The sequence below is a fragment of the Edaphobacter sp. FHG110511_03 genome (assembly GCF_059115365.1).
In genome coordinates, this window is the sequence record NZ_JBZYWL010000009.1 from 101,437 (window position 1) to 121,833 (window position 20,397).

Genomic DNA, 20,397 nt, shown 5'->3' on the forward strand with positions numbered 1-20,397 from the left:
TTACTTAAATCTTGCTCGTAAAATTTCCGCCTATGCCGCGTTTGCCCGTTTTTCGAGCCAAGTCACCGAAACCCTCGTACCGCAACCTGGATAGCTGTCAACATCGACATAACCGCCGGACTTGGCAACCAATTCACGTACGATGCGCAGTCCGAGCCCACGCCTATAAGTTTTTGGATGCCAGGAGGAACCAAGTAATCTGTTTTGAGTCGATCTGCTCATACCGGGTCCATCATCTCGTACCGTCATAACAACGCGATGCCTGCCATCTTCATCCATATTGTTGCTGCCTTCGATATTCACCGAAATCATCCCTGCGGTCGGTGTTACTGCCGCGGCATTTTTGGCAAGATTCACCAAGATACGCTCGATGATTTCGCTCGAGACACAAATTGGATAAGACGAATATGGGCCAATCGTGACTTCGACAGGGCGCTTAATGATTCGAGCCAAGAGGCCCTTATAGTCGTTCACCACCTGGGGAAGAATCGCACTGTCGACACTGCTATCGAGTTCTCGCGCATAGCCAGCCAGTCGCTCGATCAAAATATTGCTACGTTCAGCTAGTAGCCGTATTTCTTCCGCATATCCTCGGTATTCCTCAAACAAGACGCCAGGACCAGATAACAATTCCGCATAAAGGCTAAGCGCGCCTAAAATATTTCCCGCGTCGTGCGCTAAACCTCGGCCCTCCGCAACATTCAATTCTTCTTGCCAAAAATTCTGTTTATCGTGTCTCTTGAACAATTCCAGTGTGGATATAGAAAGATCCTGAGAAGACGTACAGCCCTGCGATGCCAGCATCTCAAACTCCCCGATTTTATGTTCGTTACTAAAGTTCCCTACAAGTTGCGTAATTTTTACGCTTAACTCGGTAATTTTTTACTAGGTATATATACTTTAGTAACGCCAGTTCCCATTTGGATCAAGTCTTTTAGTGAGTACTCAGTCCCAATCTGGAACTCCACAATCAGCTCCCATGAATGCGCATTCAATACTTTATCCGCGGATTATCGGCAAAATTTGATGATCTGATCGGGAAATTCTCCCCAAGGTAACAACCCAATAACGAAACGAAGTGAATCTTATGGCCCAAAAGTTGTAGGGTCAGGGCATTCCGGATAGGGTTTGAAGTTCTTGGACTACCAAGCCCCCATCTTGGTTCTTTGATTTCTTCTTCACATCATCCCGCAAAGGGTCGGGCGACTATAGATCAAGAAATTCGCGGGGAAGCCGATATCCGTGTCATCGAGAGCGGGAGGGCGAAATCGTGCATTCGACTCTGGTCAAGATTCACATCGTCTTCTGTTTGTTAAATGGGTTTCCGTCGCGAGCACAGAAAACCGTGATGCCGCTCAAACTGATGAATGGACACGATCGTCTGTGTGCCGATACTCCAAAGTCAACATCAAATAATCGGCCCGGTTGCGGCGTAAGAGTTGCAACAGGTGGCATTCCATTATCACCGTTTACAGCAAAGCCGTCTGCAGCGGAGACGGTACACAATGACGAACTTCCCAAGACGCATGCTGCTGAAAGCGCATTCGGCATGGTCACATCATCCGTCAATGTAGAAGCTCCACATACCCAGCAAGATAGTAACGAAGGATTTGAGCGTCGAATAACGATGGATGAGATCAGGACGTCTGCCGGCACGTTCGGAGATCCATCGCGCTTCATTCAAATGCTGCCCGGTGTTGTCTCCGACAATGACCAACGAAATGACTTTCTCGTTCGCGGCGGAAACCCCTCAGAGAATCTTTTTGTCATCGACAATATAGAAATCCCCTCTATCAACCAACTTGCGCTCTCAGATACTACTGGTGGTTTTGTATCTATGATCGACAATGCTGCTGTCAGGCACATGACACTCCATACGGATGCTTATGACAGCAAATTCGATCAGCGTCTGTCGTCTGTGTTGGAGATATCGACACGTCCCGACGGTCGAGTGGAGGCCCACTCCACAGCTGAATTTGGTCTGGCCGGAGTAGGTGGGTCCACAACTCTACCTTGGAGTCGAGATGGATCACTTTTAATTTCCGCAAGGCACAGTGTGCTCCACCTATTCACCGACGATATTGGACTGAACGGCGTGCCCATATACCAAAATGAGCTGATCCGGGCTGGCGATCGAATCAGTGAAAAGGACAATTGGTGGGGGTTGTCGTTGACAGGTATCGATTCAATCAAGATTAGCCCGAGCGCAACAAACCGTTGGGAGACCAATCCGTTTGATATCGAGTATCACGGCTGGAGAAATGCAACCGGGCTCAATTGGCAACATCTGTTCTCTACTAGAGCCTTCGGAATCGCGAGCATAGCCAATTCGCAACAATCACAACGAATGCTCCAAACGGATCAGCTTCAATCGAACACGACTGTCTACAACGAGAAAACAAGCGACGGAATCACAACACTCAAGTACGACGGGATGACACAGGTATTTTCGTGGCTCACGCTTACCGCAGGCGTGAGAACCAGCCTCGATCGCATGAATTATAGGATCGAGCAGCCTATCGGTCTGCAGAATCCGTACAGTGAAAGTCCTCTTCCAATGGACAAGACTTCGCTGGATCGAAGATTCACGACAGCTAGCACAGCCGAATACACTCAGGCATCCCTTTTGCTTCCGTTTCGAACAAAAGTTGTCGTTGGGCAAAGGCTAACCCATTGGGTACTCGGAGGGCATTCAGAATGGACACCCAAGATTCTGGTCGCAACACCCATTCAGGGTCGATTAGTACATGTGGGTTATGCTGAATACGCTCAAGCTCCTCCTACACTCTATCTGCTAAATTTTGATAACCAGCAACGCCTGAAACCTATGCACGTCCAGCAGATTACAGGCGGGACAGAGGTCGCAAACAATCGGCATATTCAGGCAACGCTAGAGCTCTATCAAAAGAGATACTCAGCTTATCCCGTTGCCATCAATTACCCACAATTATCGATGGCAAACATCGCAGACACCTTTGGGCAGGCTTTCCTGATGTTCCCAATGACCAGCGAGGGACATGGCTTAGCCAGGGGTATCGAGTTCTCTCTGTCTGCTAGAGCTTCTTCAAGAATTCGACTGACCACCACACTAGCGTACGCCCGAAGCTGGTACAGCGGACTCGATGGTGTGCTACGAAAGGGGAATTTCGATCTTCCAATAGTCGCCAACTTTGGCACAATCTGGAACATGGGTCGGGGTACGTTAACGACAATTCGCTACAGCGGCGCGTCTGGTCGCCCCTATACACCCGACAACCAGACATTGAGCTTTTCACAGAATCGTGACGTTTACGACTTGTCAAAAATAAACTCTATCAGAGCCTCCGCCTACAGCAGATTGGATTTTCGGATTGAAAATAATCAACACCTCCGCCATGGAACAATGACCTGGCACGTTGGACTTCAAAACGCTCTAGGAACCAACAATTTTTATTCAAATCAATGGAGACCAAGATGTCCAAAGTGCGGGATTCTCGAGCAAGGTCAGATGCCCCGATTTCCAGATGGGGGAATTGAATATCAGTTTTAGCTCGGCAGAATCCGCTTAAAGCAAACCATTCAACTGTCGGTAGTAACATGATGTTTCAATTCGCAAATCCGAACTACTACTTAGTGACTGCTACCGAAGCCTTGTGCAAAAGCACCTAATGATCGATCATATTTTCGTCTTCGAAAGTACTCGCTTACGCCAACGTAGCGCACCTCTTCTTAAAGAGCGTGAGGAATATCTTCGTTATCTTCTTCAGCAAGGTGCAAAGATTAGTCGGCTTAGAGCCGTAGCGTCAATGTTGCTTAATATTGTGCGACTCTTCGATTTGCAGAGTCTGAGATTGATCAGTAAGGCAGAGATCCGTGAAACAGGCCTACGTTGGCTAAACGATACGGATTCGAGACGGACGAGGCCTCCTGGAGCAACATCGACCTACACATTTACCTATGTGGCGAAGAAGTGGCTTCGATTTCACAACCTCATAGATCAATCTCCCCCTCCCAATGGACCCTTTGGTTACACATCCCAAGAATTTGACGATTTTCTGAAGATTCACGGATATGCGCAGCAGACATTAACTAGCTGCAGCAATAGACTCGCGCAATTCTTGAGGTGGCTTGCAAAACGTCACGCCGTTTTAGCTGAGGTCACGACCAATGACGTTAGTGACTTCCTTGAAGCTAAGCGCGCTGATGGCTGTAAACCCCGCACTCTAATTGGGTTTTCTTTCACGCTCCGCACTTTTTTCTCCTATACAGAATCGCGTGGTATGACGAAGGGGGCTATCTCAAAGAGCATCCCAAACCCTCGAATCCCAGAGCAAGCAGCATCTATGTACTCCATCCGATTGTGTCAGCAGTTCTTGCTATTCGGTGCGGAGCGAGCGAACCGGATCGACGGATGCCGCTCTCCGAGCAGGTAGAAAGCTGGCTACTAAGGCGACTAAGGAGACGACGCCCACGACGCCTAAATACGTTACTGGGTTGTTTGACGTAATGCCATATAGGAGGCTCTTCATAAAGCGCACGGCGAGTAACCCGAGCACCGTTCCGAGCAACACACTCGCGGGGGTGAGGCTGACACCCTGCTTCAAAGTGAGCAGTAGCACAGCAATTTGCGTGAAGCTGTGGGATTCGCTCCTCCAGTCCAGAATAGCGGGATAGGAAGTCCAGTTTCTTTGAATGTCTTTGCTGGGTACTCTGGACCAAAGCATGACGATACTGGACGGATCATGATAGGGGAGCGGGCGGAGGAGAACAGTCTCGATCACGCTGAAGATAGCGGTATTCGCGCCGATGCTCAGCGCCATTGTCAGAACAGCAACGAGCGTGAATCCAGGGCTCCGTAGAAGTCCACGGATCACATGTTTTGCTTCTTTCCGCACGTCGCCAAAGGTTTCAAGCGCCATCTCGACTCCGATCCGATAACACAGACCTACGAGCTGGGAGGCACGTTGACGTGCCATACGCATTGCGTCCCTGCCCCTTATTATGTGCTAGTGCCGAAGAAGCTGGAAGTACTTCTCAAGTGACGAGAAACCCCCAATCCATGAGCGATAGCTGCGGGCAGTCAGTCGGCACGTAAGTAACGGTAATCGCGCTTCTGTTTTACAGGTCGCACCGTATTTACAGATCGCATTCGGCGTGGAATCGGTCGCGCGGGATTAGAGTTCCTTGAAAGTCGGGTTATCGGCAAGTTCAATTGAAGTTGCCGATAAGCCCGTTTGTCACGAAGTTCGTGAATCTAATCAAGGAACTGCAACCCTGCAGACATGAACGGAGAAGCAACAATAGAGCATTTTCGACGAGTCTTCTGCCGAGCCGCCCTTATTGTGGGCCCATGTTTTCTTGTCATTGCTCTAGTCTTCCTTGCCGCACTAGTTTGTTTCCTGCACCGCAGCGTGGCTAGGGGCGTACGCCTCCGTAGTATCGAAGAAGGCTCAAATGCTGCGCGAATCATCGCAATGCCCTGCTGCTTTTCCGTCGCCGGATGGACAACTTCGGGCAACCGGTTTGGCGCTACTCTCGCAGCTCAAAGCCTTGTTTGGTTGGGGAGGACTGCCTGTCAGACTAAGACGACCGTCTTGCTTCATCCGCTTCTACGGCCAGCTGCTGCAGCGTTGCAAAGAACTGCTTCGACTGCCCCATGAAAAGCCCGCTTCCGGCGAGACTCTTCACCGCAGCCACCGCACCAGCGTTTTGGTCGGTCAGTGGACGGATGACTGCACATTTCGGCAGTTTGGGGTTGATGAATTCGCAAGGGATGGGGAAGATCAGGTTTGTCTGAAGCTGGGGATTAGGAGGATTGTTGAAGTTAGGGAAGGTGAGACCCTGATCGGTGATGGGTGGTCCTTGAACGGCGTTGCCGGCAAAGTCGACCCACTCGAGAAAGTGAGCGATCTCACTGCCACCGATGCCCAGCGTTATCTCGAGCACCTCGGCGCTTGAGACTTTCTGGCTCATTGCAGCGTAGAGGCTTGTGCCACCTTGCTCGATCGAGCCGAAGTGAAATGCAGCGCTATCTGCGATGGCCTGAATGTGTGTGGAGTTGTCGAAGTCGGCGTCCGTGACCGGGATGGCCGAGCGGTTGTTGATGTTAAGCGCCTGTGGGAAGCTCGCGCCCAAGTCCGGGTTGGTGGTGCTGCGATACCGCGTGTACCAGCTTGTGTCTACGGTGAGGTGCATGAGGTTGGTGAGACGGCCGATATTCTTAGCTCCGGTCGCCCTGCTTCCCTGCAACTGCCGAAAGGCATCCAGGTTCACCGGATCTGCTCCGTTGGATTCGAGGTAAGCATTCAGGAAGTCGGCATGACTTACTTCATCCAGCGTGTTGCTTGTGATGTACTGCATGCCGTCCCCATCCAGATTGGTGAAGGCGGTTTGATAGGCGTTCATCGAGCTACCGGTCACGCCTCCCAGTTCGGCATACTGCGTCCAGAGGTCGGCCTCGATCAGCTCCGCTGCCGCGAGAAATCGAAGAATCGCCGAATCGCCCCGGCTCAGATTCCGCCCTCTGTCATCCAAATCCTGTCCTAAGGCTGGAATATTACTGCTCAACAATCCGACGCCCATAGCTGCAGCGCCACCAGCCACTAAACCACCCCTCATAAATGAGCGGCGGTTGAGCGGATCTCCCGTGATACGTGCTTGCTTTTCCATGTGTTTTCACCTTGACGAGCCATGAGCTGGCTCGCTGGAAACACCCTAACGAGGGCTCTAGAGCTCGCTTGTCATGGAGTTGTTAGGTGTTTGTCTCGTTCTTGTCCTGCTGATTTGGTTGCCTCGTAACTGCGCTTTTCTCGATAGTGTCGGTCCAATCTGTGCACCTCCATACACAGCCGAAGCAAAGCGGCGCTCTCTGGCAGACTGAATATTCATGGTTCAGCAACCAACATTGGGGGAAGATGAGTGGGAACATACGGAACGGAACGGTCTGCCGAACTGCCCGAAAAGTCACGTTTGGGAAACTACGGCCTTATAGCTTCCCAAGTCCGATTTCAGGAAACTGCTGTTCAGCTTCCCTTCAGCAACTCTTCCAAGATATTCAAACTGAGTTTCGGTTCCCCAATGCATTCGACTCTCGCTCTGTTTGTTTGTGACATAGCTTATGGAGCGATTCAGAGGAACTCATAAACCGTCGTTTATGATGCGCCGCACTATGGAGGACAAATTGGATATAACTCGCTTTTTCACTATTCGATGATGACAATGTGCAGTTCAACTCGGAGAAGTTTGAGGCAGGCCTCACCGGCCAGGAGATGATTGCCGGTATGCGCAGAGCTCCTTCCGTCTTTCGGCCGGTGATGGACCACGTATCCGAGAATCGCTTCCCACCGTTGTCGCTGTTAAAGACGACGATCGTATTTTCCGACAAACCTTCTCTCGCGGTGCGTCGATCTCACGACCTATCGAAAGGTCCATTGCCTGGACCATGCGTTGATACGTCTTCTGCGTCCCGCCATCGTAATCGAATAGGCTGCCTGCGGACCGGAGACGATTCGACTCAACTTCGTCGCCAGGCGCTTCCTAGGGGCCAGTGCGAGGCGTTGAAATTCCAATTGACGTCCCTAACCGGAATTTATCATATTCCGGTTAGGTCAAATACTACTCGGATTTTTCTCGTCCTGCCAAACTTCGGCATCAAGTGCAGCCGACAAAAGCTAAGATGAATCCGATGATTCAGAATGAAGTCCCTAACCGATCCACACTATGACAGGTCGCACTCAGCAAACAGAGAAAAAGACGAGCGAATGGTTTAGAAAACAGAGTTTATGGTTCTGCTTAGTGAGTCTGTTTTTCTGCAATCCTGTGTATGGGATCGACCGTGACCGAGCGCTCGACCAGCTCTATCACACGGGCTGGACCTACATCGAGGGAGCGCCGGGCCAGGTACATGCGTTGGCCCAAACTACAGATGGCTTTTTGTGGCTAGGAACTGCAACCGGATTATTTCGTTTCGACGGAATTCAATTTCAACCGTTCAAATCGCAATCCGGTCTGATCTTTACGCAACGCAATGTGATCTCTCTATTTGCCACACCAGATGGCGGGCTGTGGGTCGGCTATCGGTATGGAGGAGTCAGCCTTATTACGAATGGGACGGTGACCAATTATGGTAAGCCGGAGGGGCTTCCTTCTAGTGCAGTGTTGGCATTTACGCGTGACCGGCAGGGTGCGATTTGGATAGCCGCCGGGAAGGATGGGCTCGCTAGACTTGAGGGTTCACGCTGGAGAAAGATCGGAACTGATCAGGGGTTCGCAGGTCCAGCCAATACTGTTTTCGTGAGTCGTGCCGGTACGGTTTGGGTGGGCACGCCAACCAGCGTTGCCTTTCTCGTGGAGGGAGGAAACCAGTTTCAGGTAGCCGTACAGGGTCTCCTTCGTGTTAGAGGCTTTGCCGAGTCATCAGACGGCACATTGTGGATGGCCGAAACGGGCTATGGCGTACGCCCCGTTCCGTTGCCTGGGAAAAACATCGGAAGGTCGGGGCCAGCAATCCTTGTTGGGTCACAGGCAATTACATTTGACAATCACGGGAGTCTTTGGATTACCACTCTCGGAAATGGAATCCGTCGAGTTCCGTACCCGGATCGTCTCCAACGACCGAAGGTTAGCGGGCCGTCTGCATGGCAGTTCCACAGTCCTGAGGAGGAGGAGTTCACGCCGCAAAATGGCCTGACAAGTGACTACGTAAACTGCGTGCTCGAAGACCGTGAGGGCAATCTATGGATCGGCACGAACGGCGGCCTAGATCGATTCCGGCAAAGTCCTGTCGTCTCGGTTCACGTCCAGCCAATTTCGTATCACGGTGCTTTGCCGATCCCATCATTGCACTCCTTTACTACAAGCGCGCTGGCGGCGGGTGACCAAGGTGGGCTTTGGGCCGCGGGTATTGGACCTCAGGTTCTGTTGAACATTCAGAATGACAAAATTGTTACACAACTGCGTGATCGGTACGTTGATTGCGTCTATCGCGATCCGAGTGGTTCTGTCTGGGTCGCGACGCCGTGGTCAATCTTCCGTCTTGCCGACGAACGGGTGGATACGATTGGCTCGACCCAGCGAGGAGTAGCCTACGACTACGGTGTAGCTGTGCCTGCGGGACGGGGACGAATGCTGCGCCGACTCGAACTGCCGACAGCAGATGGGATCGCTGTGAGTCTCCAATCGCGCGTCAAAGCTATCACTCAAGACCTATCGGGCAGGTTGTGGATATCTATGGAGTCAGGAACCTTTCGATTGGAACGGTCCGGTTGGACCAGGCTCGAAAGCCTCGGTGGTCCACAGGGTGTCGCTACCAGTGAGTTTACGGATTCACATGGACGTATATGGTTTGGATTCGCGAATACGATCGCGATGTTGGATCAAGATGGAGTCAAGATCTTTTCTGGCAAAGACGGCGTTCACGTAGGAGTCGTCACGACTATCCAGGGCAAAGGGACTAACATCTGGATTGGCGGCGAATTCGGTCTGGATTTTTTTGATGGCAGTCGTTTTCGGCCAGTAACTCCATCGGATGGCAGCGCCTTCGGCGGCATTGCTGGAATCGTTTCCGATCCTGACGACGGGCTATGGTTCTCTGAAAAGCGGGGAGTGATTCATGTTCCAGAAGCTCAGCTTCAACAGTTGGACTCCGGCAAAGTGGAATTCGAGAGTTTCGGCTTGCTGGATGGGTTCACTGCGGAACTTAGGGGATCCCTCGCTTCACCGTCAGCCGTGCAAACAACCGATGGTCGCATTTGGTTCGCCACAACGAACGGGGTAGCTTGGATTGATCCCAAGCGGGTTGTGCGGAATGCGGTGGCCCCGCTCGTATGGGTTGAGTCTGTTGTTGCTAATGGCAAGAAATATAACACTTTCCCATTTTTGAGATTGCCTCCCCGAACTAGAAATTTGCAAATAGCCTATACGGCCACGAGTCTTACTATTCCCGAACGTGTTCGCTTTCGCTATAAGCTTGAGGGACAAGACAAGGAGTGGCAGGAGGCGGGAACGCGCCGGGAAGTTTTCTACACGAATCTTGATCCGGGCTCTTATCAATTTCGTGTGATCGCGTGTAACAACGACGGCGTCTGGAACGATGACGGATCAACCCTAAGTTTCGTTGTGTTACCTGCCTTCGATCAAACATTATGGTTCAGGATTCTTTGCATCGTCGCCCTGGCCGGATGCCTGTGGTTGCTTTACCTGCTGCGGTTGAAACAAGTTACAGCGCAGGTTCATGAGCGCCTCGGTGCACGAATGGAAGAACGAGCGCGCATCGCCCGTGAGTTGCATGACACGCTCCTGCAAGGCTTTCAGGGCTTAGTGTTGCGGTTTGCAGCCGTGATGAAGACAATTCCTGAGGATCATCCTGCACGCAATTTGATGGAGAAAGTGCTAGACCGCGCCGACGGAGTTCTACTCGAGGGTCGAGAACGCGTCCGTGATCTTCGTCAGGATGAGATATCCGCTAACGAGCTCCAGGCCAGGCTGGTTGCATGCGGAGAAGAGCTCAGACAGAATCATGCAATCCCTTTCAGCCTTAGCGTTATAGGGACACCGCAACCACTCGATCCAACGGTCGGCAACGAGGTATACGGAATTGGGCAAGAAGCACTCACGAATGCTTTTCAACATTCGAAGTCCTCTAAAATCGAGGTTGAAATCACGTATGACCATAACCGTGTACGGCTAAGCGTTCGAGATGATGGAGTGGGGATTGATCAGGATCTACTGCTTCGGGGCAAAGACGGACATTGGGGGCTGGCCGGCATGCGCGAGCGAACCCAAAATATCGGCGGGCAGCTAAAGATTTGGAGCCAAGAGGGCGCTGGTACAGAGATTGAGCTTGCGATTCCAGCCGCGATCGCATATACACTCTACGGCAAAACAGTCCGTTGGCACTGGATCAAACGCCTATTAGGCGTAGGTGAGTAGGGGATCTTTGAAATGGGAAGCCAATAAGCAGGTCTGTCATTTTGTGCAAATGGCGGACCTGACGTGCGTACCTTCTTTCGTTTGGAGCCTTTAGCATTCCGACTAAAAGAGCCTTCCAGCAAACTACCTACGACGAAAGCGAGCGGTCAGCCTATCTCCGTAACACTTGGCTTATTATCTTCAAATGCAAACACGCAGGGTTCCTCAGTTGTCTGCGATTCTCCTTCACCAAGGATAAGCTGGAGAAATCGCGAAAACCCAGCTCCCCTGCGTTTGCATGCCTTAGCCACAGCCCCGGGTAGACTGCGGCAATACCTATAAGCCAGACAGGTGTATTTGCTCACTCGCAAGCGATGCCTGTACTAAGTAACCCACATACAGGTAGGAAATCGATATTGCTAATTTCCATTTCGCTAAGATTGTCATCCAGGCCCTCACAACTGGCTGCTGTACTCGATAAGACCGAATACCCTGTAGTTTTGTGACACCATGTGAGAGTTTGCGCAAAGTGCTCCTGATTAACCATGGAATCTTGGTTCCTCGTGTCACTGCTATTACCAACACTTGTCTCAAAAGAGGCATGTGGCGCAAAAAGGCATTCCAGTTCAGCCAAATTGCCACTCTCGGCAGCACCGGCGAAGGCAGCCAAAAGCCTGCGTTGCTCTGCCGAACTTGACCAAGCTCGACGCCCCTCAGCAATATGTCTACGGGCACGGGTGAGCAGCTGTCGAACATTTGTTTCCTTCAGTTGGAGGACTTCGGCGATCTGACGGGATGAATAATCAAAGGCTTCTCGAAGAACGTACGCCGCTCGTTCAGCCGGAAGGAGCTTCTCGAGGAGCATCAGGACAGCGCACTTGAGCGCCTCCATACGCTCCGCACCCTGACACGGATCAGCGCCACTATCTATGGGCTCTGAAAGCCACGTCCCGACGGATGTTTCACGGCGTGAGCGGGCGGATCGACATAGGTTGATGCACATCCGGATTGTTATCGTCATCAGAAAGGCCGGAGGATCGAGAACGTCGCTTCGATTTGTAGTCTGCCACCGCAACCACACGTCCTGAATGACGTCCTCTGCCTCAGCTGCACTTCTGAGCATGCGGTAGGCAGTCCCGAATAGCTTGCGACGTACAGCGAGAAAGGCCGAAAGGCCGTCATCAAACTCACTAGTCTTCGCAGTAAACCCCCGATGCGGATTGGCTGAGAATGAAGAATCATTGGCTGTTGTGGTCTGCACTCCCTCGAGCTGAGCCATCTGGACCTCCTCTAACGATTGGCTTCGATTGGAGTATCCGATTTGTTCGACCTAAGGAAAATCCCCATTTAGGCTAGGCAAATCAGCCTCTTTCGGATACTGAAGGAGTACCTCCCTCAACTTGCCTTAAAGCGATGTAAAGCTTGACATAATCACTCGGAACGTTTGGCGCCGCCGTCATCCTACCTTTTAGGGGGCAGCTCCAGAAGTCTTCTCCCGAAGATCCGAGAGTCCAGGGAGTATGCTCCGGGCCCAAGCACAGAGATGATTCCACTCCCAACAATAGACGTGAGCAACTGAAAGCGATTGCCACTCCCTGATGCAAGTACAGTCATCTGAAGAGCTACGGAGATTAGCGACAAGTATGGAGTTAGTAGGCCAAGGAACAAGGACAATGCAGCCAATCCTAATCCAACCACGATCCAGAAGGAAGTTGCCAACACCCAGCGTTCAGCCGCGTTGATCAATATTGTTATGGCTACGGAAACCCGCAATATGAGGAGTGCCACCCCGACCAGTCCCGCAGGAAACATAGAAAATAGTCTCTGCACATCGGAAGGTTAGCGACAACAAGAGATCTAGGCAATCTCGAAAGTAGGGGTCTTTGCATATCCTTTAGAGCGCCCAAACGGCCAGTGCTCCTAGCGTATCGTTGAATTTCAGAAATCTATTGAAGGCCAATGCCATGAATTTCCATATGTCATAAATATTCTCCGAGCATTCGTTGCGCGCCCGTCTTGGCGAGTTGCGGAGGGATTTGGAATAGGAATGAGCCAGCAAATGTTGACGGTCGGAAAGACCGGACATTGGGGATTGCTTGGAATGCACGATCGACCCAAAAGATCGGCAAACAGATAATCTCTAGAGCAACGATGATTCGCACTGAAGTCGAAACTAACGGTTCCGGACCAGATAATCTGTCGGTACCACAGTCACGATTCTCTTTGGAAGGATTGCGGAGGGCGGAAGAATGCTACGAGGTGTAACGTTATGACTAGAAGGATCAAAGTTCTAGCAGTGGATGATCACCCTTTGTTACGCGAAGGGATTGCGGCCGTGATCGAAGGCGAAGATGACATCGAGCTCGTCGCCGAAGCGGTTGATGGACGCGAGGCCATTGAATTGTTTCGCCAGCATCGTCCTGATGTAACGCTGATGGACCTGCAAATGCCGGGCTTGAATGGTATCGATACAATGATTGCGATACGAACTGAATTTCCCAACGCCCGATTCATCGTGCTCACAACCTACCAAGGAGATGTGCAGGCTCTTCGAGCCTTGAAGGCTGGCGCTTCTGGTTATCTTCTGAAGAACATGTTGCGTAGAGAGTTGTTGGATACAATCCGGACAGTGAATGCTGGGAGACGTAGAATACCTCCCGAGATAGCGGCTGAACTCGCTGACCATGTAACGGAAGATGCTCTCAGTGACCGCGAGGTCGAGGTATTGCGACGAGTCGCGGCCGGAAATTCCAACAAGATTATCGGGGCGCAGTTGTTCGTATCCGAGGCCACCATCAAAGGGCACATGAAAAGTATTCTGACAAAACTTGGCGCAAACGATCGAACTCATGCGGTGACTATCGCTATCAAGCGTGGCTTTATAGATGGTTAACGACAAAGCTCCATGACAGGGCACCGAATTAATACATGACAACCCTTGCCACCTTAGGTCAACTACTCTAATTTCATCCGCACCCACCTGCTGACTCGCATATTGCTAATCCTCAAGTTGTCTTCGACAAGCGATATTGCCAGTGTCACAAAATGACAAGGTGTCCTGTCATTATCGTGACAGCGCCGTTTCGTTTAGGCTTTCTGGTGTGAACTTCAGGCATAATACTTGCTGAGTCGATGGGAGATACCCACGATGAGTTGTCGCTATGAGCGAATTCTTTTCAGAAACTCGGAAACCAGAACGTCGCCCATTTTGAGATTAGGCAAGTTGGCATCAGTGGAGGGCAAATGGATTTGCTAAATGATGGAACACGCGAGCGCGACGGTAGGCAGGTAGTGCCGCCTTTCCTCGATGATGCGGCAATGGCGACCTCGAGCTTGTCTGTGGAATGGCCCATCGAACTGCGGAATTCTCTCCGGGATATGCAAGGACTTATTTGTTATTTGCTGCACAAAAATCAACAGTTACGCATGGAATTATCTGCGGCAGAGACACATCAGTGTGAACCTACTTCGCGGCTGAAATCAGTTGGAGGACTGAGATGAAAAACGCACAGGAGGTAGAACAGCTAACGGCTGAGATAACGCTAGACGAAAAGAGGTACAGGACAACTGTGCAAGTTGAAGGAAGAATATTCGAAGCCATTGCTGGCCCGGGTTTTGCTGCCCCATGGGAGCGAATTCGTCTGCTTAGCGAGATGCAAGCGCTAGCGGAGAATATCCGCAGGAACAAAATAATCTTAGCGTCGGCAAGAAGCTAAATTGGCTGCGCCCGTAGCGTGAGCAGCTGAACCGGGTTTTGATATCAATCATGCCTAAGTCGTATCGCAGCTTTGATATTTCGAGTGCCCTAAATCGGCAGATATCTAGTTCCCAATGACGCGCAAGGAAGAGTGGAGGCTATCGCGGCCGTGGAGCGATTCAATCACTTCCCTCTTGTTTATCGGTAGGAATCTACCGCCCCGATGTACGAGATTTTTGACGTCAACTGCGGCAGGCCTGGGTAGGAATGGCGACCCGCAGCGGAAATTCTAGGCTGCCCTCCGATCCGTTTGAACCGACTTTAGAAAGTCAAGCAGGTCGGCGTTCACTTGATCCGCATGTGTAGCGGTAAGGCCATGCGGCAAGCCAGGATAGTAAATTTCCTTTGCTCCCCTGATTAGCTTGGCCGACTTCTTTCCTGTGTCATTGATCGGCACGATCTGATCGTCCTCACCATGCATGATCAGTGTAGGTACATCAAATCTCTTGAGGTCTTCGGTGAAATCGGTCTCCGAGAACCCCTCGATGCAATCGTAGATGTTTTTTAGACCGCCTTGCATGCTCCACAGCCAGAATTGATCCAGCATCCCCTGTGAGACATTCGAATTTGTCCGATTGGCGCCGTAGAACGGCAGCGCAAAATCTTTATAGAACTGCGAGCGGTCCTTTGAAAGGCTACGGCGCGACCCGTCGAACACTTCGATCGGTATCCCCTCGGGATTAGCAGCCGACTTCACCATAATAGGCGGCACCGCGGCGATCAGAACGGCCGCAGCAACTCGCTTTGTGCCATGGCGGCCGATATACCGTGCCACTTCTCCTCCCCCAGTTGAGTGACCGACCAGGGTGACTTCATTGAGATCAAGCGACTCGATAATAGCCGCCAAATCGTCGGCATATCCATTCATGTCATTACCAGACCAGGCTTGGCTCGACCGTCCATGACCGCGCCGATCATGGGCGATCACCCGGAATCCACTCTCGGCAAGGAAATGTAATTGACCATCCCAGGCATCGGAATTTAGCGGCCACCCATGCGAAAACGTAACCGCTGGTCCGCTGCCCCAGTCTTTGTAATAGATTGTGGTGCCATCTTTTACAGTAATCATGCTCATGTGAATCTTCTCCTTAAGATTTGATGTGGCGTCTTTCACCAGGAATACTAAGAACTTTGCGGGTTTGGTTTGCTCGCATTTTGACCCCGTGGCGCGATGTTAGAGGGACCTACATAGAAGGCCTGACCGGGCATCAGAGTCACTTCCTTCCTCACCCTTCGCGAGATCCGAACCGCCCGGTGCGTACTCTGCGGTGATCATTAAACCTGCCTTGCCGGGAAGGCCTAAGACGCCCTTCGATATGAATCCGTCACGTTCGCCTTCTGAGCAATCAGCGAGCCACGTCAAGCACAAGACTAATTTCCGACCTTCATAAGTTGATCTCCGCAGACAGCGCCACGTGGTGCTATACATCCGCGATGAGGTCGTAGCGAAGAAGATTGCCTGTGGCAGTAGTGAAGAAGTCCATCGCGGCCGCTTCCTCGAAGGAATCGGAAATCGATACATCTAAGGCACCGAAGCTCCTTTCAGCACCTCCATTAGTCCCTCGCCGGTGAGGGTGTTGACGCCCGAATTTGGGTGATGCCGGTACCACCTCATGGCCATGTTCACGAAGCTTACCGACAACCTTCGATCCGATAAGGCCATTACCACCGATCACTACGATGTTCACGACTGTTCCTCCATTTATCGAACGGCTATTTGTATCCGTCGGCCGTACTAGCTAAGACCAAACGCTCGGTCGTTTTGTGACACTATGCTGGTGATTTGTTCTCCGACGAACCCCGAGCGGGACGCGACGTCTCATGATGTGCCTAGAGAGGAGCTGTCGAACATGGAACACAACTGAGGTAGACCGTCTTGCGTTATTAGATCGCCACCACAAGCAATCCTTGCGGTGACCTTCCGACAGGATGGTAGTGCCTTCTATGAGACCAGCAAGTCACTAAGTGTTTTTTGAGGACGCCATTCCCGGTCCCACTGGCGATAGGACGTCTCGTCCGCATCGATGAGTCCAACCAATACCTCGGCTACGATCCGTCCCCCAACTGGGCCAAGACGCTGACCACCTGTACAGACATCACCCTCGCGGAGAATGTAGTACCAGAGAGGAGTCTCGCCGTGCCAACCGACGGAAGCAACGCCAACCTGCTCTGCTGTTAGCGGAACGACCCCAATATGACGTGCAACGGCCTCGCCAGATGGTAGTCCTACACCCTGCCCACGTTGCAGGTCACGGACCGCGAGAGAATGATAGTCCTCTATTTCGCACTCACCTGTGACGGCTACCGGTAACTCGATGAGAGCTCGTACGAGCTTCCCATCGATTTTCTTGGATCGTTGTGCCGATGTCGAACCGGCGGGGTCGAAAAACAGCATCCAGTCGATTGCGTATTCACGCGGTACGGCGCGAAATCCCAGGAGATTGGGAAAGAGCGGCACGGGATCCGTCAGTAAGTTCAATTGGTAACGGTGGCGAATTTGAGAGTGTCCATACCGATAGGCAGCATCAGCAAACTCGAGCGGTATGAAGCCGCCATGTCCAGGACGAAACCATCGAGGACCATCTCGAAGCACCTCCTCTGCAAGCATCGGTCCGACGAGCGTGGGAAGAAATTCGTTGAGAACGATCCATTGATAGTGCCACTGCAATTGCCGAGCCGCTTCGCCGAACACATGATCGTTCCCTGCCCCAGCCAATCTAGCTTCATCAACAAACGAGTTGTGAGCCTTCAGCATGGCGAGGTGCAGCTGAGACATCAGCAGGTGTGAGTCGTTACGCGGGTCGCCGATAAGTGCGGTGCCCTCTGTGTTTCGTTGTAGATCTTTTCCATCCAAACCAAGCAGAAACTTGGCTGGGTCGTCACGCCGAAAGAGAAACGGATGGCCGGTCGGTCCGTCGCCGTACAGGCACTCGAGATTGAGTTGCGGGCTGCGCGCATTGCGCAATTCAGCCGTGTCGGTATGGCCTCGCAGAATTGACCGATCAGCCGTTATGTCGTGAGCCACAAATTGGCCGAAGATAGGCCATCCAGCTGCGGTCTCTCCAAGGGCGCTGGCAAAGTCATCGATGTCTCCGCAGTCGCAGATACCGCCCGCGCGACCAAGCGCATGAAGAAATTGCTCATCAGCACTAAACGACGGCAGCTCGGGGAACATCCGACCGTATGATCCAGGTCCAAGGGGAGCGTCGATTGCTACTTTGTCGCGCTGTGGGGACAGACAATGACTCCGAACTGATGACGCGTGTTGATTCATGACGATCTCCATTCTTCTCTTCCCTTCATGGCGCTTCTGGCCTCCAGCGGCCGTCAACACCTTGTCATTGAGGTCCAATCTCGAAGCTTCGTGACATTGCGAGATGTCTTTCGATACGCCGATCCGGAATCAACCACATTAGTGCAGCGGTCACAAGAACTGCCTGGGCTATCCGAGAGGAACGCAGGGTCAATATGATTGCTACTATATACAACACTGGCGACAGCTTTCCTTTCCAATCGCTTCCTTCAAGATTGAGTCCTGGCCCTGCGACTGTATGATCGACTGCTGGAGCAGGTAGTAAGCGATCGCTGCCATCAACAGGACTACTCCATAAAGCGCGGTGGGCGCCGCGGTGAAATGGTTCTCTCCCATCCACCCTGCAGCGAATGGAAATAAGGAAAGCCAAAATAGCAAGTGTAGATTGGCCCAGAGCATTCCCCCCGTCACCACGGTGGAGACATGCAGCATGTGATGGTGATTGTTCCAGTAAACGCCAACATAAAAGAAACTTAGGATGTAGCTGAGAAACACTGGCAGCAGCGGCCGCAAATCTTTCAAACCATCACCATGCGGTATCTTCATTTCCAGCACCATAATCGTGATGATGATTGCGATCACTCCGTCGCTGAACGCTTCTAATCGCCCTGTGGTCATCTACCCTCCGGTGTACTCCTCGTGAGCCGTACGCGCTCCTGTATTGAAACAAACAACTGCAAATCCACAAGCCAATGTCCCTCTATGATTTGCTGATACACATTCTTCACCCACCCGAGTTCATTTTCTAGAATCAAGTGATGAATCTTGAGCGGATCCACTGCTGGGCCTTGCAAAACAATTCCTTTACATACTTCGAATCGAGAACCGTGCCGTGGGCACGTCACAGTGGATCCATCGAGCTCGCTCTCATTCAAGGGCCCTGTTTATTGGAGCATTTGTTTTGTGTAGGACAAAAATAGGCAGCAACGGTAAAACGTTGCTGCGTCGGATAACCAGCAAGGCCGATCCGGATGGCACTTCGCTTACACGAAATTGGTTATCTTCAAGAACCGTGGATCGGGTGGAGGAATCTGCAACGTCTGTGTGAGGCAAATTGACCTGCATAAAGCTTCTCTTTCAGTTTCGATGGATGTGCGATGAGAAGAGTAGAGTCGCACCCGTCTACTCGTATGACAAAGCAGCTCTTCAAAATGTGACGAAGAAATTATTCGCGCAATAAATTGGGGAGCGCTGTCACATATCGAGACCCTGATCGGTCTTTCCCTACACAGCCTCGATGGAGCATTCCATGATCAAGTTCGATTTGATATCTGTTGTAGCCAAGAAGACGACAGGTCCCCCGACCAAAACGCAAACTGCCGCTCCATCAATCGGAATAACTTCAGCATTAGCGGAACTGAGCGAAAATCGTGGAACAGAGTGCAGGCGCCAGTCATGTTAAGTTTGGGATGAAGACAGTGACGTGTTCCATCCCGATTGAGCGCAGGATGCGCACTATTACCGGTCTCAGGAACTCAAACTTGGCCGACGGTATCGCCGGGGAGATACCCCACGATCAGGACGCACCGGTGACCCGATCTCGGTGCGCACCAATCAGCGAAACGTCTGACCATCTTGCTGTCAGTCCAGTTCGGCTCGCCCAGGAATGTAGACCCCTAAAAACGCAGGCCCAAACATTAATGCAAATGCCAACAGAAGACGGACTCGCAATGGCGGGCCCCACATTCGAATGTCTCGCTCCAAATTATTGTGCGGTATCCGCGTACTCTACTTGACAAGAGCCGCCGGTTAGCCGTTAACCGCTTCTTTTCCGCGATACAAGGCTTGATCGAATTCATCGAACTCACCCTAAATTCTTCGTTCGATAGTCAGCAAAATACTCCGAAAGGAAATGACAGCAATGTCCATCAACGAGAGTAGCGTCAAGAACATTCCAACCGATATGGAGGCTTGCTACGAGGCTGTTGCTAGTCAGGAGGAGATATACCTCGAAGAGACGGAGGAAGAACTACGCGTGATCTTAGTCTCTGATAATTCATCTTCACCCCGCGAGACTCCCGATCAACAACGAGATATTGGCGCTGAAGAGCTTATCACCGGCGATTCTGATGATCCTCCACTTAGCGGAGAGGTGGTCGAGGAAATGTTGAGAATGACTTGATAGATGAATCTCGGCGACGGTATCATTTTTCAAGTAAGTTTCGATTCCCCGATGCATTCGACTCTCGCTCACTTTGTGTTGTGACACAGCTTATAGAGCGATTTAGTGAGACTCATAAACCGTCATTTGTGACGTCCGAAGATGAAGGCGATTAGGGCATCGGCGATTTATCACCAATCGAGGTTAGAAATGCCGACCGCAAGCTAACAGAAACTGTCAACTGACGTAGCACGTGCGCCGTCTCACAAAACGGTTATTGTGACCTATGCCCGAAGACCTAAAAGTCTTTTTGCCTAGGAGGGCAGCCCCCCTCTATTA

At 51.6% G+C, this 20,397-nt stretch carries 15 protein-coding genes; 6 read left to right on the forward strand and 9 right to left on the reverse strand.

The window, feature by feature from the left end:
- Positions 1 to 30 precede the first annotated feature (30 nt).
- The gene (locus AC5S26_RS26430) at positions 31 to 804 is read right to left on the reverse strand and encodes an ATP-binding protein (protein ID WP_494187944.1); all 774 of its coding nucleotides are present in this window, start codon (positions 802 to 804) and stop codon (positions 31 to 33) included.
- Positions 805 to 1,270: 466 nt separating this feature from the next.
- Here AC5S26_RS26430 and AC5S26_RS26435 point away from each other — a divergent pair, with 466 nt between their 5' ends.
- Both AC5S26_RS26435 and AC5S26_RS26440 read left to right on the forward strand, forming a co-directional pair.
- Complete coding sequence (locus AC5S26_RS26435; RefSeq protein WP_494187945.1) at positions 1,271 to 3,529, forward strand: TonB-dependent receptor plug domain-containing protein; 2,259 nt, start codon at positions 1,271 to 1,273, stop codon at positions 3,527 to 3,529.
- Positions 3,530 to 3,785: 256 nt separating this feature from the next.
- On the forward strand, positions 3,786 to 4,412 hold the full coding sequence (locus AC5S26_RS26440) for a site-specific integrase (protein WP_494187974.1): 627 nt from the start codon (positions 3,786 to 3,788) through the stop codon (positions 4,410 to 4,412).
- Here AC5S26_RS26440 and AC5S26_RS26445 read toward each other — a convergent pair.
- Together AC5S26_RS26445 and AC5S26_RS26450 are read right to left on the reverse strand one after the other, a co-directional pair.
- Positions 4,356 to 4,955 carry a hypothetical protein gene (locus tag AC5S26_RS26445; protein ID WP_494187946.1) on the reverse strand — a complete coding sequence of 200 codons (600 nt, stop codon included), beginning with the start codon at positions 4,953 to 4,955 and terminating at the stop codon, positions 4,356 to 4,358. The genes AC5S26_RS26440 and AC5S26_RS26445 overlap by 57 nt on opposite strands.
- A 604-nt stretch (positions 4,956 to 5,559) precedes the next feature.
- The gene (locus tag AC5S26_RS26450; protein WP_494187947.1) at positions 5,560 to 6,648 is read right to left on the reverse strand and encodes a ferritin-like domain-containing protein; all 1,089 of its coding nucleotides are present in this window, start codon (positions 6,646 to 6,648) and stop codon (positions 5,560 to 5,562) included.
- Positions 6,649 to 7,773: 1,125 nt separating this feature from the next.
- Here AC5S26_RS26450 and AC5S26_RS26455 point away from each other — a divergent pair.
- Positions 7,774 to 10,908 carry a sensor histidine kinase gene (locus tag AC5S26_RS26455; protein ID WP_494187948.1) on the forward strand — a complete coding sequence of 1,045 codons (3,135 nt, stop codon included), beginning with the start codon at positions 7,774 to 7,776 and terminating at the stop codon, positions 10,906 to 10,908.
- Positions 10,909 to 11,248: 340 nt separating this feature from the next.
- Here AC5S26_RS26455 and AC5S26_RS26460 read toward each other — a convergent pair whose 3' ends face one another.
- The gene (locus AC5S26_RS26460) at positions 11,249 to 12,166 is read right to left on the reverse strand and encodes a sigma-70 family RNA polymerase sigma factor (protein WP_494187949.1); all 918 of its coding nucleotides are present in this window, start codon (positions 12,164 to 12,166) and stop codon (positions 11,249 to 11,251) included.
- Between the two features lie 990 nt (positions 12,167 to 13,156).
- On the opposite strand from AC5S26_RS26460, the gene AC5S26_RS26465 reads away from it, so the two are divergent.
- Both AC5S26_RS26465 and AC5S26_RS26470 read left to right on the forward strand, forming a co-directional pair.
- Entirely contained in the window at positions 13,157 to 13,780 is a 624-nt protein-coding gene (locus AC5S26_RS26465; RefSeq protein WP_494187950.1) for a response regulator, read from the forward strand.
- A 604-nt stretch (positions 13,781 to 14,384) separates the two neighbouring features.
- Positions 14,385 to 14,603, forward strand: a complete 219-nt coding sequence (locus tag AC5S26_RS26470; protein ID WP_494187951.1) for a hypothetical protein — start codon at positions 14,385 to 14,387, stop codon at positions 14,601 to 14,603.
- Between the two features lie 270 nt (positions 14,604 to 14,873).
- Here AC5S26_RS26470 and AC5S26_RS26475 read toward each other — a convergent pair whose 3' ends face one another.
- From AC5S26_RS26475 to AC5S26_RS26495, 5 genes are all read right to left on the reverse strand, one after another.
- The gene (locus AC5S26_RS26475; RefSeq protein ID WP_494187952.1) at positions 14,874 to 15,719 is read right to left on the reverse strand and encodes an alpha/beta fold hydrolase; all 846 of its coding nucleotides are present in this window, start codon (positions 15,717 to 15,719) and stop codon (positions 14,874 to 14,876) included.
- A 346-nt stretch (positions 15,720 to 16,065) separates the two neighbouring features.
- Positions 16,066 to 16,332 (reverse strand): NAD-dependent epimerase/dehydratase family protein, encoded by a 267-nt coding sequence (locus tag AC5S26_RS26480; protein WP_494187953.1) that lies wholly within the window; start codon positions 16,330 to 16,332, stop codon positions 16,066 to 16,068.
- A 254-nt stretch (positions 16,333 to 16,586) separates the two neighbouring features.
- Positions 16,587 to 17,918: a peroxidase family protein gene (locus AC5S26_RS26485; RefSeq protein WP_494187954.1), complete on the reverse strand. Its 1,332-nt coding sequence runs from the start codon at positions 17,916 to 17,918 to the stop codon at positions 16,587 to 16,589.
- Between the two features lie 204 nt (positions 17,919 to 18,122).
- On the reverse strand, positions 18,123 to 18,575 hold the full coding sequence (locus AC5S26_RS26490) for a TMEM175 family protein (RefSeq protein ID WP_494187955.1): 453 nt from the start codon (positions 18,573 to 18,575) through the stop codon (positions 18,123 to 18,125).
- Positions 18,572 to 18,832, reverse strand: coding sequence for a Rieske (2Fe-2S) protein (locus AC5S26_RS26495; protein ID WP_494187956.1), 261 nt, complete (start codon positions 18,830 to 18,832; stop codon positions 18,572 to 18,574). The genes AC5S26_RS26490 and AC5S26_RS26495 overlap by 4 nt, the downstream gene beginning before the upstream one ends.
- Positions 18,833 to 19,818: 986 nt before the next feature.
- Between AC5S26_RS26495 and AC5S26_RS26500 the strand changes: the two genes are divergently transcribed.
- Positions 19,819 to 20,079, forward strand: a complete 261-nt coding sequence (locus AC5S26_RS26500) for a hypothetical protein (RefSeq protein ID WP_494187957.1) — start codon at positions 19,819 to 19,821, stop codon at positions 20,077 to 20,079.
- Positions 20,080 to 20,397 lie beyond the last annotated feature (318 nt).

Coding starts and splice junctions, on each gene's coding strand:
- AC5S26_RS26475 (WP_494187952.1), bottom strand. CDS start 15,719: ATGAGCATGATTACTGTAAAAGATGGCACCACAATCTATTACAAAGAC.
- AC5S26_RS26450 (WP_494187947.1), bottom strand. CDS start 6,648: ATGGAAAAGCAAGCACGTATCACGGGAGATCCGCTCAACCGCCGCTCA.
- AC5S26_RS26500 (WP_494187957.1), top strand. CDS start 19,819: ATGTCCATCAACGAGAGTAGCGTCAAGAACATTCCAACCGATATGGAG.
- AC5S26_RS26465 (WP_494187950.1), top strand. CDS start 13,157: ATGACTAGAAGGATCAAAGTTCTAGCAGTGGATGATCACCCTTTGTTA.
- AC5S26_RS26460 (WP_494187949.1), bottom strand. CDS start 12,166: ATGGCTCAGCTCGAGGGAGTGCAGACCACAACAGCCAATGATTCTTCA.
- AC5S26_RS26445 (WP_494187946.1), bottom strand. CDS start 4,955: ATGGCACGTCAACGTGCCTCCCAGCTCGTAGGTCTGTGTTATCGGATC.
- AC5S26_RS26440 (WP_494187974.1), top strand. CDS start 3,786: ATGTTGCTTAATATTGTGCGACTCTTCGATTTGCAGAGTCTGAGATTG.
- AC5S26_RS26490 (WP_494187955.1), bottom strand. CDS start 18,575: ATGACCACAGGGCGATTAGAAGCGTTCAGCGACGGAGTGATCGCAATC.
- AC5S26_RS26485 (WP_494187954.1), bottom strand. CDS start 17,918: ATGAATCAACACGCGTCATCAGTTCGGAGTCATTGTCTGTCCCCACAG.
- AC5S26_RS26430 (WP_494187944.1), bottom strand. CDS start 804: ATGCTGGCATCGCAGGGCTGTACGTCTTCTCAGGATCTTTCTATATCC.
- AC5S26_RS26470 (WP_494187951.1), top strand. CDS start 14,385: ATGAAAAACGCACAGGAGGTAGAACAGCTAACGGCTGAGATAACGCTA.